Here is an 18,955-nt window from a genome sequence, read left to right on the forward strand (position 1 = left end):
CGAATCCAAAGATAGGGTATCAAGTTAGGACAGATATGATTTTCTATGTTAAGTTTTTGTTTTTAATAAAAAAAACGCCGCCTAAAGTTTCCCTTAGGCGGCGTTGACTTACAATTCTGAATGTCCTGCTAATTCAAAATTAACGGTTCAAAAGAATCATCTTCTTCGTATCGGTGAAGTCAGCGGTTTCGAGGGTGTAGTACAACACGCCGCTGGCTCTCAAATCAGCTTGCTTCAGAATGACCTTGTTTTCGCCTTTGACATAGTTGCCTTCCAGGCGGTAAACCAAACTTCCTTTGGTATCGCGGATGGTCAAAGTGCCCTTGGCGGCCTTCGGAAGGTAGAACCCGATGAGGGTTTCATCCTGGAAGGGGTTAGGGGTATTCTGGCGCAGTACCGCAAAATCTTGAGTGACATCGGCACCAAAGCTGAGCTTGACACCGATGGCTTCATTTTGCTTATCGTAGGCTTCAGCAGTGGTGAGTCGGCTGGAGATGTTCAACACCTCACTCAACTTCACCCCAACTTTGGCTTTCAATTTCAAGGTAAACAACACCTCATTGCCAGCGGCATTGAGGCCGCTGCTGAGGTTCCAGCTAGTGGTAATCATTCCCTTGTCTTTGAAGATCCCAAAGTTATCGGCCTTGGCTACTCCATATTCAATGCCTTCCAACTCGACTGCATTCAGGTCGTAGTTCAGCGTAAACTGGTAACCCTGGATGTTTTGCAAGTCTTTGGCGCGGATGGCAATGTTGTATTGAGCGTTGGCCTTCATGGCTACTTCTTCCGTGTTCAACAGCATCGTGCGGTCGGAACGGATTTCGGTAGCGGCTAGTCCAGTGGTGGTAGCTGCATTGCCATTGACATCGCCCATTTTGACAGCGATGAAGTCGGCTTTGACATTACCCGCCAAGTCGTTGACGTTGACTACCTCTGGATACTCAGCCGTGAATGGGTTTTGAGCATCCGGGAACTTGTAGGTCGCATCGACGAACTTCCAGCTTGGTACATTATTGAACTTGGTATCGAGTTGCAAGATCAACTTGCGAATCTGAATCATGTCCAGTGTACTGATGGACTTGGAGTTGTTAACGTCAGCAGCAATCATGCGATATGGGCCTTCGAGCGGCTTAACCCCGAGGATGTGCTTCTGGATCAAGACGAGGTCGAAGGTAGATACCCCATTGAGGTGGTCTTTATCCATTTGAGCACTTACACTGAAGTCACTTCCTTTCACCAACTGGTTGAAGGTGAAGGTACCTACCGCAGGTGTATTGTACTTCATGGTTGCAGCACCACTCAAATCTACTTGTACACCCAAGACTGGTTCTGCTTCATCGGTGGTGATCAAACCAGAGATGCTACCCAGGTCTACGTTGCCCGAACCTCCGCAAACTTTGCGGTTGTCCTGTACTTCTATAAATGTTACACAGAAGTCGTGGTTACCAGCATTATCCCAGGCATGGAGTTCAACCAGGATGTTTTTGCCAGCATCAGCACAATTTAGCGGCAAGCTAGTTTGAGCCTCAACTACTGGGCTACCCACCCGGTTGATGGAGTACTTGGTGACCAGTTTTGCACCTGCTGCATTGGTTTCAGTACCCTGGCCGTTGCAATCGTAGATTTTGGAAGCTACGAAGTCGGAAGCCCACACGGTCATCATACCCGCACCAGCGCCATCAGGCATCAATTCAGTACTCAAGCCATTGATACAAATTGGAGCCGGAGCCTTGCAGTCTTCGACGGTGAAAGGAATCCGAGTGGCGTCACTCAGGTTACCACACTCGTCGCGTACCACCACGATCAGGTCATGTTTGCCTTGTGGCAAGTTGCTGACGTTGATCTCGAATTGACCGTTGCCCAATGCTTTGGTACTCCAACGTGGAGTAGCGTACAGAATCATGCTACCTGTATTCAGGGTCTGGAACGGAGCAATCATCAAGTATTGGGTTTCGAGGGTCACCTCGTTGGTACAGTTGTCGGTACCAGTTACGACCATCTTGATATTGGCCAGGCAGTCGCCACCTTCGCGGATACAGAACTTGGCTGGATCCCCTGTTACCACTGGTTTCACTTCATCGTATACTTTGATGATCTGAGTGTACATGAAGGAATGGTAGAACTCACCTACCGGCAAACCATAAGGATTATCCTGGAAGGCTTGCTCACAGAATGGTGGAACAAAAGCTTCGTCGTTACCAGTTGCTACTTTGCCATCGCCCAAGCTACCTTCTTCTGGTGTCTCGTTCAAGGACAGGTAGAACTCTTCACGTTGGTCCTGGTTTTTGTCGCGAACCAATACGTAGATTGGCGTTTTGCCGTATCCATTGTAAGCGCGATCGACGACATAAACGCTGCCTTCAGTCATTGGATCACCACAACGATCATCGTAAGCACACCAGTCGATGACGGTGTAGGTACGGAAGATTTTGTAGCACTCATCATCGGAAGCATCGTAGCGCTTATCGCTAACGTTGACCGCGAGGATGTCACAACCCAATTCTTTGACAAAGGCGGTATCAATCACTGGTACTTTGCAGTCGCGTTGATCTACGTCTTTAGGGAAGCAGATGTTGTATTCTCGTACTGGCAGTACCCGGATGATTTGTCTGCAAGTAGTGGTGATTGGACCATGAGCCGTTTGTTTGGTCAATACCCAAATCCGTTCAATGGTACCTGCGCCACACTTCAGGCGTTTCACCGTACTGTATGCTGTATCTGCCTGGACACAAACTGCGCCACTATTGATGATTACATCACCAAATACTTTAGCAGAAAGAACCTTGTCGTCAATGATTCCAATGCTCTTATCGGTGCAGTAGATGCTAACTTCCCAAGGAGCAAGACACTGAATTGGCGTTTTGTCGTCTACCTGGATGTTATTCCAGCAGAAGTTGCGGTTGCCAAATTTGTCCTGACCCCACAATTCAACCATTAGCGCACTTCCATCACAGCAGAAGAATGGAACGGTATCCATCAATGGCGTCATGATCATGCCCAATCCATTACCAGCTGCTGGTGGATTCTTCGTGAAGTATTCACCAATGGTAAAGTATTCTTCGATTTGCGGAGTTCCGTTGCTGTTGAGGTCGATGTAATCGTAATCGTCAGCTTTGCCATTGTTATTCAGGTCAAGTAGCCCTTTAGATGGATCATAAGGATCAAGCTTGCCATTCTTATTGGCGTCAACTACACGTGGGAATTTCAACATCGTTGCTATGCAGGCATCGCTAACAGGACGGCGTACTTTCACCCACATCAACTTACAGTTGTCCCAGCTACCTTCGTCCAGATCTTTAGCAGCTACAAAGCCGTTGCCCTGGTTGTCGAGGGTAATGTTCAACTTGTCGTCGCACTTCATTACTGGCGAAATCTTATCTACAATGCGAACAGGGATCCAAACAACACTGTCCTGATAACATGCATCGTAAACCCGTACTTCTACAAACCAGTCGCCGAGAATTGGCACCCCTGATACGGTGTAACCTTTCGCACAGTCTCCAGTTACTTTCACACCTGGATCAGTTTTGAGCACGAATACACCAGTGGGGCGCTCATCCAAGTCAAGGATGGCTACACGCTCGACTACGCGGATTTCGTAGCACCAGTCACTTTGCTCAATTACATTGAAGCTAGAACGGTTAAAGATAAATCCACCCGTGCAATCCATTGGACCCGTAGAGAATTCCAGTACATCATCTGGATCGTAAGTTGCGGTAGCTGTTTTTGGATTGGCTTGAGGTGCACCAGTATAGGCACCTACTTTGCCATCTTTATCAACATCTAGTGCAGTGATGATTGGTCTTTCACTGTCACCTACAATGATGGTCTGTTGCCAGGTATAGCGGTCACCATTCCAAACGCTTTCAGCATAACAACCATTGTTGGTTTCTGGCTGCATCAAGTAGTTTGGATAAGCAGTTCCGGTTCCATAACACCAGTCGAAGATTGACCAGGTACGGATGATCTTCTTGCCACACAAGCCTTGGCCAGTAGAGAAAGAAACTTCATCCGTGTAGTTAAAGGCAAAACCACAGTAGTCTTTTCCAGTGAGGTAAACCTTCTTGCCTGCACCATTAATGTAGTAAGGCACACTTTCAGCGATGTTGTATTTCTTACCCGCCAAATCAGCAGGTAGAATCAAATTGTCTCCTTTCGCTTTGTCATTCGGCACTTCAATTTTGCACAAAGGCAATTTGATGACTGGACGGTAGATGTTGATCAACTGGCTGCAATTTGCCTTGTTGCCCATCAGGTCTATGAAAGAGAATGTACGGCGAATCTGCGCGTAGATGTAACCCTGAGCAGCAGATGCGTTGCAATCGGCAAAGTATTCAATTTCGTCCTTAACGTTTTCCAGTCTTGGATCACCACAAGCATCAGTAGCAGTAGCTACACCAGTGTAGTAAGCGTAAAGGCTATCCTTCCAAGATTTGGTCACATTGTAGATGCTATCTACATCCGAGCATACAAAAGTGTACGTTCCAACGATCTTGTTCTTGGAGTTCAACTTGCGTGAAGTATTCGGTGGACAAGTCACTACAGGTGGAATCTTATCCACAAAGATGATTGGGCCCCAGATTATATTACAATGGTTGGCAACACTTCTCACTTTGTAGATCAAGGTACGATCCCGATACTTCTTCACGTCAAATGGAACACGATCTACCGAAGCCCAGAGGGTTTCTTCTGTCCACTTGTCCTGAATGATTACCCGGTAGTAACTACCCATTGGGTACTTGTCAAAACCACATATCTTTTTGAAGTTGGGCACCAACAGATCTGCATTTACTACAGCTTCACAGTTGGCATCCAATGCAATTTCAAATTCTTTGTAACCACTGTTCCACTTCGTCTTGATCCAGCAAGAGTCGTTCATGATGGCCTTGTCGTCCTCGTCTTCGTATTTATCGCGGCCAGTTACGTTTGGAGAAACGTAAGGCAGTTGATAATCACCTTTCAATCCACGATCAGCAACCATACCCTCGAAGAGGATACCATCACCACCATCAGGATAGGTCAAACCAGCCATTGGCATTGGATCGTCGTACTCATCAGTAGAGTCGAATACTACGATTGACTTGCCAAAACGGGGGTGGAAGAAACGGAAGTCAGTCAGTGGCCGCTTGTTGCCATTTGATTTGTCGAAACCAATGGCACGTGCAGTGACGGAGGCAGACAACATCCATGGATACGCTCCGTCCTTAGTTGGATCAATTTCGAACTCAATTTGTACGCACAAGATTGAATCACCACGCAGCAAGAAGTTAGCATTTTCGGAGGTTGGCACCAACAACTTGGTATCTGTAGTACCGTTGTAGTTGGGGTTCACCACCAGCAAATCCTTCGGCTTGGCGTTGACCGCAGTTTTGAAATTAACCAGAGAAGACTTTCTGATCTTCTGATGTGGCAAATTGGTCACAAAAGCGCTGTCTACAATGGTCACAATTGGCTTGGAAGCCGTGTACAATGCAGGGCCGTAAGCATCCAGCAGGTTGAAGAACATCTGGAAGCTATCGAGTGGCACTTCTTGTGGGTTTTTCACACACAAGTGCGTAATCACGTTGAAGTTGCCGCAAATTTGGCTGGTTGGGAAGTTCACCCCAACGATGTCCATACTTGCTTCTACGTTTGGCTCGTCTACCCAACCGATGTCCACCGTCTTGTCCCACTGGTTGTCAGGGAAGAAGGCTGGAGTAAATGGATTGGCATTGTCGTCAGCGTCACGTTTGCCGTTTTCAATGGCATCATTGGCCCGCAACTCAGCACCAGAACCACCTTCACGTGCATCATTGATTGGATTTGGCGCGGCGAACAGCGGACGATCATTGACACATACTTCAGGTTGGCGGGCGTTGCCATCGGTGATTTTTACAAAAGCACCTGGGCCACGACTTGTTCCTCCTACCCCTGAGGTCCGGCCATCGCTATCCTGGCCATCACTTACTCCTGGATTGTCCTGGAGGGTCACTACCCGGTGCTTAGGCCAAGCATTTACGAAGCTGGCACTATCCGTAGCAAAGTATTTCATCGGCAACACGTAGTAGATACCAGGGATCAAACCGCGGAAGGAATACAATCCGCTGTCGGCTGCTGGAGAAATACCGGTTTTTACCAGTGCTCCAGGAGTATAAGTACCTACTGAAGGTGGTGCAATCGTACGGTTGTATAAGATATCAGTAATCGAACCCAGAGAAGCCAAGCTGGTTTGGTAGCCTACGGTGTCAAATGCACCAGTAGTACCATTTACACCACCCCAGATGAGTACGAGGTGCAGTGAGTCAACCACTTCTTCACGGGTATCCTGATCACCAAACACATCGTGATCGAACCAGGACAGGTTGCCAATTTTGGCAACAGGAATGCCGTAATCTTCCACTTCCCCTTGTGGGTAAGGATATCTTCCCGCATCTCCGGCCACATCGTTGAAAGGCTCATAAGCCTTCACGTATGGTGACATTGTCATGTGGAAGATATTGTTGTCGGCACCCAAACCGTTCGGGAACGCGTTGGGGAACTGCTGCGCATAGTTGGTCCAACCCAAACGGAAGCGCATGAACACTACCCCGGAGTCAAACACTGCGGTAGTCGGCACCCGGAAGGCCAGGATGGTACTGTCAACGCCGTTTGCACCCGTTGCAAGCAACACTGGGGTACGTGTATCTGGAATATCGGTGATGCTGTTGGTCGAAAACGGTACAGCATTGGAATTCGATTGATGCGTGAACTCTACTTTTTCCGCAGGAATATCCATCACCCCGTTGCCGTTCCAGTCGATGAAGGCATCAAGGTAGGCTGGTTTGTTTAAGTATCCACCATTGGTGGTATCCTGCGAAGTATAGTTGACTTTGATGTAGGCAAATTCACCTGGGAGCAACGGAGAAAGCAGGCGTACGCCTGTTTCGTCATCCGCAGTTATACCTTTTTTGAAGGCGCCCTGGTCATCGTCATCACCACCCGCTTTGCTACCTGCATCGGCATCGGGTTTGCCATTCAATTCTCCGTCTACTCCTCTTCCGAGGTACAGACGAGGTTGGATGGCGTGCCGTGGGCCAAACTTGTTGTTGAACAAAGCGTTCATCGAATCGCGTAGGGTCAGGTAATTGGAACCTGGCAATACGGAAGCAATCGGGAGATCGCCATAATCAAATCCAGTATAACCAAAGTCACGGGTTTCATCGTACTGGTTATCCGGGAAGTTGTTCAAGGCATCTGCTGAAGGCGGTAAGTTATTGCCTCCAACCAGTCCACCTACATCGTTGCGCGGAGCATTTTCATCCAGGCACAACATCATCGGATTGGTGATGGTGAAGGTGTCGGTGGTAATGCGGTTGTCGATCAGCAGGTCGTCGCCATTGCTATTGTCATCAATACAAGCATCATCTGATGGATCCGGATTGTTGAACGTAGCGGTCATCCCTGCTGGGTCAGACACGATGATTTGGTAAACCGGATTAGGAATACCAGAAGGATCAACGTTACCAATCAGACCACAGAAGTAGTATCGGCCATTGGCGTCAGTAGTATCGAGATAAGTATATTCGTAAAGGTCACCGGAATTAAGGATGCCATCCAAACCTGCGAATTGCAGTTTGATTGGAACATTGGCAATACCTGGCTCAAGTACATCCTGGAAGCCATCGTAATCGCGGTCTTCAAATACGGTGTTGCCTACTTTGGAGAGCGAAATGAAATAGTCTTCTACTTCACCGTAAGGAATGATGCCACCAGGAACCAGACTTGTGTCTGCTCCAGGTTGTGGGTCAGGGAAGTTGAGGTTTGGTGCCAGAATTCCGTTTGGTCCGAGGCGTGGATCAAAGCTGATGCGGAAACGCGACAAGATATTGCCATTGTTGTAAGCCACATTGGCAGGAACTTTGAAGCTCAAACGTACGGAGTCACCGGCAAATCTGAGGAAACTCATCTCTAATTTCACCGCCTGAGTATTGGCTTCCAATACAATTGGGGTGCCATTCAGGTGGGTAAAGATGATGTGTTCATTGGCATCAATGACGCCAGCACCATTGTCGAAGTTGCCATCACCGTTCCAGTCAAACCAAGCGTGCAGATAAGCATCTGGCCCGTCGAGGTTGATCTTGGCATGATACTTCACGGTGATTTGAGCCTCATATCCAGGTACCATTGGCGTTACAAAGCGGATACCATCTTCATCATCTCCACAAACATTGGTTGAATCGTGGAATGGCCAACGGCGACCTTGTGAAGGATCGTATGGGAAGTTGGGATAGTTGCTGAAGTCGGCGATTGGATCATCACCACCGGAATCTGGGCCTGGTTTGAATTCAGCACCAGCATCCTGGTCGGGTTGTCCCAACCATTCTACATCCTGGCAATTACCCAAACGCAGGTCTGGGGTAACGATGTGTTTAGGACCTTCAGGTTTGGTGCCATTTTCGAGAGTTACGAAGTTGGTCACTGAAGGATTGTTGCCAGATTCGGCCAAATCACCCAAGTCCAGACCAATGTAACCGAAGTCGATGCGTTGTTCAACGCGGTTATCGGGAATTTCACCAAGCGCGTTAGGATCGAGTAATTGTGGATTGCCTTGATCCAGGATACCTTCTTCGTCGGTGCCAATTTTGTCAATGGTGAGTTTGAACATCTGGCTCTTCGATTGACGGCGATCGCCACTCACGTAATCCCATGGATTTTTAAGTGGTTTGCCGTCACTGTCTCGGTCTTCTTCAGTTACGTTTTTGATCCAATCAAAACGCGTAGGCGTCAAACCAAATGTATCGATGGCGATGACTTGATAAACCCCTTCAATCAAACCAGTGAAGCAATAAAGCCCTTTTTCATCGGTAAAGGTCTGCAAAATAGAGTCTCTGATGACGTCGGTACCACCGTCGACAAAGCTATTGTCGTTAGGGTTGGCGGCAGTATTTTGCGTAACAGAATCACAACGTCCGGTAGTACGATCAATCCCACCAAAACGCAGTACAACACGTACATTCTGGATACCCAGGTTGATTTCTTCAGCGTCTTGGAAGCCATTGTGGTTGCGGTCTTCCCAAACCAGGTTGCCCAGTTTTAAGATCGGTAGGAAGTAGTCTTCTACTTCACCGTCGGCAGCAGAACCGTTCGGACTTGGTGCCTTATTGAATGTAGTATCCGTCGTAAAACGGAAGCGGAAGAACACCCTGCCCCCACCAAAAGTTGCATTGGCAGGAACGTTGAAGTTAACAACTTGTTCAGTTACGGTTGTAGTTGGACCAACCTTTACACTGTCAACATACTCCAGGATGCCATCGTTATTCCAATCCGCCCAAATATGCAGATGTGCAGTATCCAAGGTATTGTTGGTACCCGAGAACGACAATTGTGCTACACCACCGGGTACCAATGGCCCGAGGAAAATGATGCCATCTTCATCATCTGGTATCTGATTGGTATCGTCGCCATTGGCCTTTTCCGTTGGCTGACCATCCGTTTCGGTATCGATTACTTTACCTATAAACACCAGCGGGGTAACTGGAACCCCGTGACGAGCACCGTTGTATGCGCGCAAGGTCTGGTAATCGCCAGGACCGGTACCCGCAGTCAGATCCGGTAAGTCGCCATATTCAGCACCGCGTAGTTCCACCATAAAGTCTTCCACTTCGCCGTCGGGTGCCTGGCCGTAGGCATCCAGTGAATTACCTGTGGTGATACGGATGCGCACACCGATGGAATCGGGTTGAGGAATATTGGGAATTTTAAGTCTGAAGTCGATGTTTCCAATGAAAGCAGCAGGAACTGGTCTGGAATTGGTCTCGTTTGGACCATTGAACAACCCGTCGCCATTCCAGTCAATAAATGCGCGGATTACCCCGGCTTTATTTGGGAAATTGTTCGTAGCAGGTATACGCAGTACGATTGAATCTGAGGCAATCAACGGATAGGGCAACAAGGTTACCGGATTCAGGAAGTTGTTGGCGCTCAGGTCTTCATCGTCAATGCCATTGTTGTCATCACCAGTAGCAGGCTGATTGTCTTGCCCTTCAGGTTCAGCATCGGGAGGTGTTGCACCGATAAAGATTGTAGGAACTGGTCCAGCACCATTGTCAATCGCATAAATTTTGTGGCTTGGTCCAGGCTGTCCACCTTCATTGTCGGTGATGTAGCGAGGTTCGGGCAAGTCGCCCCAGTCGTAGCCGACGATAGTCACCCAGGAATCTTCGACTTCACCGATGATATCGGTAGTCATACCTTGAATAGGCCCAAGTGAACTTTGAACAGCGGTAAAACCATTATTGCTTGCTCCTGTCAAACGGAAGCGAGCGGCAACTCTTTCTGGTAGTGGATTTGGGTTAGTGGGTACAATAAAAACAACATCGTAGTATCCACTAGCGCCAGGAGGAATGGTAATTGGGCCAACTTTTTGATTAGGCGAAGCATCTTCAAAAGAACCATCGTTGTTCCAATCCACAAAACCCATCAAATAAGCATCAGAAGCTGTTTTATTGGTAACAAATACCTTGAAACGAGCAGGTTTACCCCGTACTACTGAGTCGGGCTGAATCACCCCATCTTCGTCGTCGATGCCATTGATGTCATCACCAAAGGCGTTGGCCTGTGGCTGACCATCTTCTTCAGCATCAACGGTATTGCCAATTTTTAATTTTTGGTTGATCAAGTGGCGAGGGCCACGAGTACCCAGCACGTCGAAAATCGTTTCGTAGTTGCCAGTTCCTGTACCAGCCGCAGCATCGGGAAGGTCTCCATAATCGAAACCAGCCACCCCGCGCAGCAAGAAGTCTTCTACTTCACCATCAGGTGCGGCACCGTAAGCATCAATTTCAGCAGAACTCATCCGAATTCTCACCCCAATATCACCAAAGCTGGTAATAGGAATTTGCAGCGTAAAGGTCAGGTTATGGAGTCCATTGCCTACAATTGTATCGTAACGTTCGGTATCGTTTTCAAAAACACCATTGTTGTTCCAATCTACGAACACTACTACGTTTACGTCTGTCACCAAGTTGTTGGTAACAGGGAAACTCAGGGTAACAAAGTTTCCAGCAACGAGTGAGTCATCAGTAGCAGGGTTGGTGAACCAGGCGCGTGTGATGTCTTCATCGTCGATAGCTCCTGTAGCCATATCCACCAGATCATCACCATTGGCCCCTGCACTTGGCTGGCCATCCAGTTCCGCATCGGGAGGTGTAGCTCCGATGAACATGGCAGGTTGCATATCCACCATAGTTGGATCGGTATCGATATCGATCAAATCGATGCGGTGGTTTGGTCCTTCAACTGCACCCGCTTTGAGGGTAAAGAATTTAGGTTCAGCCAAATCACCATAATCCAACAAATGGTAACAAACCCGCAATTCATGATCTTCAGATGGTGCAAAGACCATTCCATGAAATTGCAATACGGGGATATCGAAATCAGAACCGGATAATGACAACCCGACCTGGAATTTGCCATTGGCGGCCAAACGCGATTGTACATCCGCTACCCCGGTAACACCCAGGTCAGTCCATGCTCCGGTTGCATCAGAAGAAATGGTAAAGTCGTTGTATTTATCGTTGAAAATATCATCAAAGGCAGCCTGGCTATAGCCAAGGTTGTAAGGTCCGTAATTTTTTGGATCCATCCGGGTAACGTCAAACTGGACGTCGCCAGTTGCACTAGTGACCGGATTGATGTCACAAACAACGTGGCCGGAAGTTTGTAGGGTGCGGGCGCGGTATTCTACTTTTTCAATAACCGCATTTTTTGGAATGCCCAGTGCGGCCAGGTCAAATTGTACCCAGCCTTTCATTTCCACATTGGTGGGTGTTTTGGGCGGGGTTCCTGGGTTGCGAATGCGACCGACCACCAAACTGATGGCGCCTTCAGGGTAATGATCATTGGTGCCGGCACAAGCAGTTTCAGGGTCGTTTTTCTGATGGAAACCGCCCAAGTTGGTTGGCGCACCAATACCAGTTTCAACTACGGTTTTGAGCGGACCAAGTACATCTGGAGACAAAATTAGGTCACTTGGATTGAACAAGCGACAAGAATTCAGGATATTGGATGGGCAACCACCAGGAACAACCAACTTGATGTTGGTATAATTTCCGGCTACCAAGTTCATGATGGTGAACTGGGTGGTTCCATTGTTAATGGCCACTACCGTTGGGGCCATAGCTCCAGGCAAGGTATATTCAAGTGAATAACCGTTGGCTGGAGTTCCCCAAATAATCGTAAGGGATCCATCATTGCCACCATCTGTGGTTGGATTGACCTTGGTTGCCGAAATGGTTGGTGGAGTGGTCAATGTGTAGGGTACTGCAACCATGTTGCTCAAGCACTCCGTAGCATTGTTCCTTCTGCGGACGAAAATCGTACCATTGGTTGCGGGTGGAACCGATGGCGAATAAGTGGTGCCCGTTGAAGAAAATGGAGAAGCCGCCGTAGGCAACATTGGCAGCATGGGGTTGTTGGTAAACCACTGGTATACGTGATTGACCCCAGCCGCATCTGCCAGATTGACCACAATATTTTCCCCAAAACATACCGTGAGCGGAAGGGTTGGTACCGGATCGGCAGGATTGGGTGGATCAGTCAAGGTCTGGCTGATCTCGTTGGACACGCACCCGGGGGCAAGAAGGCTGGTCACCTTGATGGCAGTGTAATTGCCCTGCTTTAAAAAATTGATATAAACAAACCCTTTGAGATCGGTGGTTACCGTATCACCGGTAGCTGGATCACCTCCTGTAGGCCCACTATAGGTTATTTGATAGGAAGTGCTAGGCACCAATCCCCCAATGACAATGCGCCCATTGTTTTGAGTACATTTAGACGGATTCCGGATAGAGTCAGTAACGATGGAGATCATTGGTGGAATGTCGCCGATAGCGGCAATATTGCTCACCGCGTCGCACATCGGCGCTGCGGTTTGTGTTACTACGACCTCATAACGGCAGGTGGTATTGCCGTTGGCGTAACTGATCGGAACATTCAAGGTTGTTCCGGTCTCACCTACCAGATTGGAAGTGGTCAAAATAGTAGATGCAAGACCGCTGCCAGTACCCGCATAAATTTTGGGGTTGGCACCACTGTTGTCTGCAAATACGCCAAATACGTTAGGATTCGCTGGCAAACCCACGGTGTAGTTGGTAAAGGCAGTTCCTCCCTCATTGAGGATGGATACCCCAGCGGAAGTAGCTGCATACAAACGACCGCCGACAAAATAGAGGTCACCCACCTGCGGAGAACCCAAACCAGTGAGAATATTGGTGAAATTCAACCCACCGTTGGTTGAAACCGATACTCCGTTTTGGGTGGCTGCATATATGACTCCATCGGGAGTTACAGCTAAGGCGTTGATCTGGTTGTCGCCTAAGCCATTTGCTACCGTGTAGTTGATAAATGTTGTTGAACCATTGCGCGCGATCGACAACCCACCGTTGGTGGCGGCGTAGATGGTGCGGCTGAGGCCAGTTCCAACAACGTAAACATCGTTGACAGCATCGCTGCCCAAACCGTTGGCAACTTTCCATGTATTGCTTAAAGGCAGGAAAGTGCCTCCGCCATTACTGGAATAAGACAAACCTCCTGCAGTGGCAGCATACACTTCCGATCCTACCACAAAAGAATTGTTGACCAAATTGCTTCCCAATCCATCGGCCACTAATTTATTGGCAAAAGTAGCCGTGGTGCTCAAGTTATCGGAGATGGCCAACCCAAAAGCGGTAGAGGCGTATATTCTTCCTCCATTTATATGAATACCCGATACAATATTATTGCCTAATCCAGAAGTTATGGTGGTGAACAACCCACCACTGTTGTCGGATACACCAACTCCTCCACCGGTACCAACAATCACTTTGGTGCCATTGGCATAGATATCAAAGACAACGGGTGTAGTCAGCCCATTGGCCACGTTGGTAAAAGGTGCTGCACACACACTGCGCCATTGGCGGTTAGTACCGGCAATGGCGTTGGTTGAAAAGATTGCAGTACCATTCAAACAGGTCATCGTGTTGGTAGGCTGGGTGAATGGACGAATCTGGGGAATGATGTAATCTCCATAGATGCAACCTTCGAGAACCGGACTACTGGATACAATTCTGATTTTGTAACCAGTACCTCCGGGTTGTACAAAAGGTATGGTGGCCTGGATGTCGCCACTTTTGGCGCTGCTGTTGAGGGTGCCGATCACGGTACCTGGGAAATTCCCAGCAGCATCGCTCAATTGTATCGAAAAAACGTTATTTGCATTGAAATTCGGATCATCCGGACTAAACTCGTAAGTCAGAAAAAGCCCCTCGCCCTGGCAAAAGGTTGAACCGTTGGCTTTCATGGCCATCATCGGTTTTACCATGAGCCTTCCGCTGCCAATCGTAAAGAGATTGGATAAGAGAGGGGGTGTCGCCGGATTTGTCGACCTTAATCTTAATCGATAATTGCTCCCACTTGGTACATCGGGAATGACTCCGCTTAGGTTTCCATCAAATGTTCCTTCACTGTCGATGATTTTGGGGAAACCTGGATCCAGGTTCATGCCACTGAAGTCACCATCGTTGTCACTTAACTCCAGGATGAATTGGTTCCCGCCCAGAAACGTAGTACAGTTTACGGTAAAGTCGACAGAGATATTGTCGCCGATACAATACGGCCCTAACGGGGTAGGATAAGTAACCCCAGTGACTTGAGGGGTGCGAACGGTGAAGGTGGGACTTGCGACAGAAGTAACCCCACCAGTTGTGGTTCTGACTCTAACGGTATAAGTACCCCCCGGCTGGTTAGACGGAATTTGAACCACTGTTGCCGTTCCAACATTACCAACAGGGACGGTGATAGTATTGACCAGAGTTACACATCCCATGCCCACACTATTGCATAAGTCAACAGCAATATTGGTATGTGTAGCGGGAGTAAGATCAAAGACACCGTAGCTCACCGTTATGTTGTCACCTGGACATACAACGCCGGGGAGAACATTGGGTTGAGAAATGGTTTGCCCCAATGCCATATGAGCAAAGAACAAAGAGAATAGAAAAGAAAGGAAGACTTTAGGTGCACCGTACAAAATAGGTGCATTTGAGTTCATTCCCAGAAAATGTTCTAGGTGTACAAGTCTTTTCATGAGATAAAAGTTATGATTAGGTCGCATAAGTCAATTTCTTTGGTATGTTTAAAAGCCAATCAGCGATCCGCTTTTATTTTTTGGTCGATGAGTTTCCACTGGTCTTGCAAAGCGGGATCGCGGCGCATTTTTTTCAGAGTTTTCACCGGGTCCTTGAACAGGGCCTGTATTTCAGGGAGATCGGGAATGTTTGCACCCTCGGCCTGAATTTTCTTTTCAAGATCGCGGTAGAATCCCTTGAGGTAGTCGGCCTGGCTGTCGATGATCTGATCGAACTCTTCATTGCTCAACATTTGTTCCTGAGCGGTGGCCGTTGCCGAAGCAGACGGGATCAATTCGGGTGCAGTGGTCAGGGGACTTCCCGGACGCAGCGGACCCTTTCCTTCCAAATAAGCGATGATATTGTCCACTTTAGCGGAAATATCTTCCACCTTAGGCGCGAGATCGTTTTTATTTAATCCGATGCCAATATTTACCAGATTGATGGGATTTTCTTTAGCAGCTTCCCAGGCAACCCCTACAATTTTTTTGTAATCGGCAATACTCACTTTAGAAGGGTGCAGGGCAATACCGATGCCATCATTGTTTCCGGAAGCCAGAATGTAATCACCGATTTCTACTTTTCCCCTCACCCTTACTGGCGCCTGGCCCAGGAAAGCTACCTTTTCAAAAAGGTGTTCCTGATCCGGTTGAGGGGCATTACCCAGAACAATCGGGCGGGTAGAAACGACCATAATGTGATCGACATCGGTCGTATTTAGAGAAACTTTTCCTGCTTTCACTCCAACAATTTCTCCGAACTGGAGGTCGCGCTCCATTGGACTGCGCTCCAGCCATTCAGCATAATCACCTGCGCCGGAAGAATAACTCACCCCGATCAATTCACGGGACTTGATGCCAAATTCAATAGATTGAGCCAGTAAAGACGCAGCTTCAACCCCGATCACGATCGCTTTTGCTGTAGCGGCCACAGCGGCAGCATAAAAACCAGGAGCTGCAAAGGCAAAAATCAAGCTGGCAGCCGCACCAGTTCCCGCAGCATACAAGCCTACGGCTTCAGCCACCACAGCAGGCACGGTTGTGATCAATGCTGCCCCGTTTAAGGCGAAAATGGCAATTTTGAATCTGTACTGCCACCATTCTTCCAATTCGGCGAAAGTTTGGCCTTCAATATTGCCCCAGGTCCCGAAATCATCGGCAAAATTCACAAAATTGTTGTCGTATGATCTCGACCCGTTTACTTTGATGTAGATGCCTTGTTTGCTGCCTTCAATTAAGATCGGATAACTATCCGGGTTGCTATCTGGGCCGCTTGGTACACCACCTGTGATGATCATTTGCCCGGTATTGGTGATTTCTGCACGGGTTATGAGGTTCGTTTTGATGGTCAGGTTTTTATTGTCGCGGGTTCCCAGAAAATGGGTTTCAGGTTTGGTACCAGTATTGCCCGTGGTTGTCCAACGAATGGATTGGTTCTTTTCAGAAGGGGCGTTCTCATTTTCCACCAGTTGGTTGGCAGAATTTGCATGAAACGCGTAAGGGACGGCGTGTAACTGGGTGCTTTGTTTGGTATTGAAGCTTTGCAAGCCATTAGCGCCCATTTCTACATCCAGCCAAATCTTTTTTTCTGCCCATGGAATCACGGAAAGGCTCCCAGAGCGTTCAGCTCCTTCTCCAATGATCAGGGAAAACAATCCTGAAGCATCGGTGGTTATCTGGTGCGTTTCGGTATAAAAAGGCAGACTTGGCCCTTCTTTCACGGAAAAAGCGAACTTGATTTTTATTGGCACATTGGCCATAACTTTACCAGATGCATCAAACGCAACCGCCTGGTAGTTCATTCCTCGCATCAATTCGTCTTGCCCATTTAAGGTGAGCGCAAGGCAAACTTGTGCGGCAATAACCAATGAAAGAATCAAATTTTTCATGCCTGTATTTTTTATCAGCTAAGCGCCTAAGCGCCCATTGGTTGAAAGCTAAAACAATGTTTATCAATGCCTGGGCTATTTCCCGGATTTTAGTTTTTTATCCACTAAGGCCCACTGCGATGCAAATTGAGGGTCACGGCGGATCATTTTAATCGCCTCAGTGGGGTTTTCAAAGAACTCAACCAGCAAGGGATTGGCATTGATGTCGTACCCACGTTCTTGCAACTGGGTTTTTACTTTTGCATAGATATCGTTGTAAAGCGCTCGATTGTCATCGATCATTTTATCAAACTCATCATTGCTGAATTGTTTTTCCAAGGTGGTTTTTTGCTTTGGTAAGGTAGCGGATGCAAAATCAGCGTTTCCGGCAAGCAGAGGATTCTGACCTTTCAAATAGCCTTTGATGTTTTGCACTTTTTGCTCCAGCAATTCGACTTGTCCGGATAAATCATTGGAATTGATACCAACGGCTACATTGATGTAATTGATGGGGGCTTCGGGGGCAGCTTCCCAAGCTACGCCAATGATCCGGGCATAATCACCGATTTTCATTTCTTTGGGATGAACAGCTATCCCGAAACCATCATTGTTGCCAGAAGGAACGATGTAGTCACCTACGGCTGCTGCCCCCGCTATCTTAACCAACACCTGACCCATGAAAGCAACTTTTTCAAACTTTGCTGCTTGAGTAGGATCCGGCGCATTGCCCAAAACGGCAGGGTTTTTAGAAATTACGCGGTAGTGATCTGCTTCGGAGGTATTGAGTGAAATTTTTCCAGCCCGAACGCCTACTATTTCGGCAAAGCGCAAATCCCGCTCTCCTTCCTTTCTTTCCAGCCATTCGGCATAATCTGCTGCTCCTGATGAATAGGAAACACCAATTTGATTGTGAATTTCAGTACTCCAGGTCGTAGCATTGGCAATCAGGCCTGCAATATTCACCACCAACACTGCTGCACTGATAAAATCAGCGGCACCAGCACCAGCACCAAAAACAGAAACCATGAACCCAATCGCCTCGGCAATCGTGGTGACCAGTTGGGCTGCTAATGAAACGCCTTGCAGCGCATATACCGCAACCGTGAGTTTATATTCCCAGTAATCTTCTAACTCAGCGACAGTTTGGCCTTCAACGGCCCCCCAGGTACCAAAATCATCGGCAAACCTCAAAAAGTCGTTGTCGTAAGACCTTGAACCATTTACTTTAATGTAGATGCCTTGATTGCTTCCCTGAACGACCATCGGGTAACTGGACATCTCGGTATCTTCGCCATCAACCCCGCTTTGGTATTGCATTTGGCCTTCTTTGGTAATTGTGGCACGAGGAACATTGTTGGTTTTGAATACCAGATTTTGATTATCACGGGTACCAACGAAGTGAGTGGTCGGTACCGTTTTAGAATTACCACTGGTTGTCCAGTAGATGGATTGGTTTTTTTCGATGGGCTCATCTTCGTTTTTCGGGACCAGCTTAGTTGCACTTCCTGCGTGCATGGCATAGGGCGCAGACATTAAACGGTTGTTGCTGAGGGCAACAAAGGGCTGTTTGTTTTCTCCGCTTAACTCTACCTTTAACCAGACTTCTTCCTTTCCCCAATCGACATCGGCCAGTGCGGCTGATTTTTGAGCGCCTTCTCCCACTACAATACTGAACAAGCCCTGTTCATTGGTGGTGACCTGATGCTGCTCAGTGTAAAGGATTTTTTGCCCTTGATTGTCACCAACCAAGGAGATTTTCAGCGCAACAGGCATACTCGCCATCGGGAGATTAAACGGGTCACGCGCAACTGCCTGGTATTGAAAACCCTGGGCAATTTGCTGCGCATGCAAATGCGGGACTGCAAAGACAAAGGCGATGACTAATAAGCGTAAATATTTTTTCATGAGTTATCATTTAATAAAATCACCAGAAAATTCAAAAAGCAAGAGCCCTTAACGGGCTGCG

General features: G+C 47.9%; 3 protein-coding genes. All 3 read right to left on the reverse strand.

The annotated features are described in order from the left end of the window. Positions 1-139: 139 nt before the first annotated feature. The 3 genes from ACEW9O_RS18915 to ACEW9O_RS18925 all read right to left on the reverse strand — a co-directional run bounded on the left by ACEW9O_RS18915 (position 140) and on the right by ACEW9O_RS18925 (position 18,894). A complete protein-coding gene (locus tag ACEW9O_RS18915) occupies positions 140-15,082 on the reverse strand; it encodes a GEVED domain-containing protein (protein ID WP_373551754.1) in 14,943 nt (4,980 codons plus the stop codon). A 59-nt stretch (positions 15,083-15,141) separates the two neighbouring features. Continuing rightward, complete coding sequence (locus ACEW9O_RS18920) at positions 15,142-17,010, reverse strand: hypothetical protein (protein WP_373551755.1); 1,869 nt, start codon at positions 17,008-17,010, stop codon at positions 15,142-15,144. A 75-nt stretch (positions 17,011-17,085) separates the two neighbouring features. Next, a complete protein-coding gene (locus tag ACEW9O_RS18925) occupies positions 17,086-18,894 on the reverse strand; it encodes a hypothetical protein (protein WP_373551756.1) in 1,809 nt (602 codons plus the stop codon). Between the last annotated feature and the right edge of the window lie 61 nt (positions 18,895-18,955).

Source organism: Haliscomenobacter sp. (genome assembly GCF_041740695.1).
Classification (GTDB): Bacteria; Bacteroidota; Bacteroidia; order Chitinophagales; family Saprospiraceae; genus Haliscomenobacter.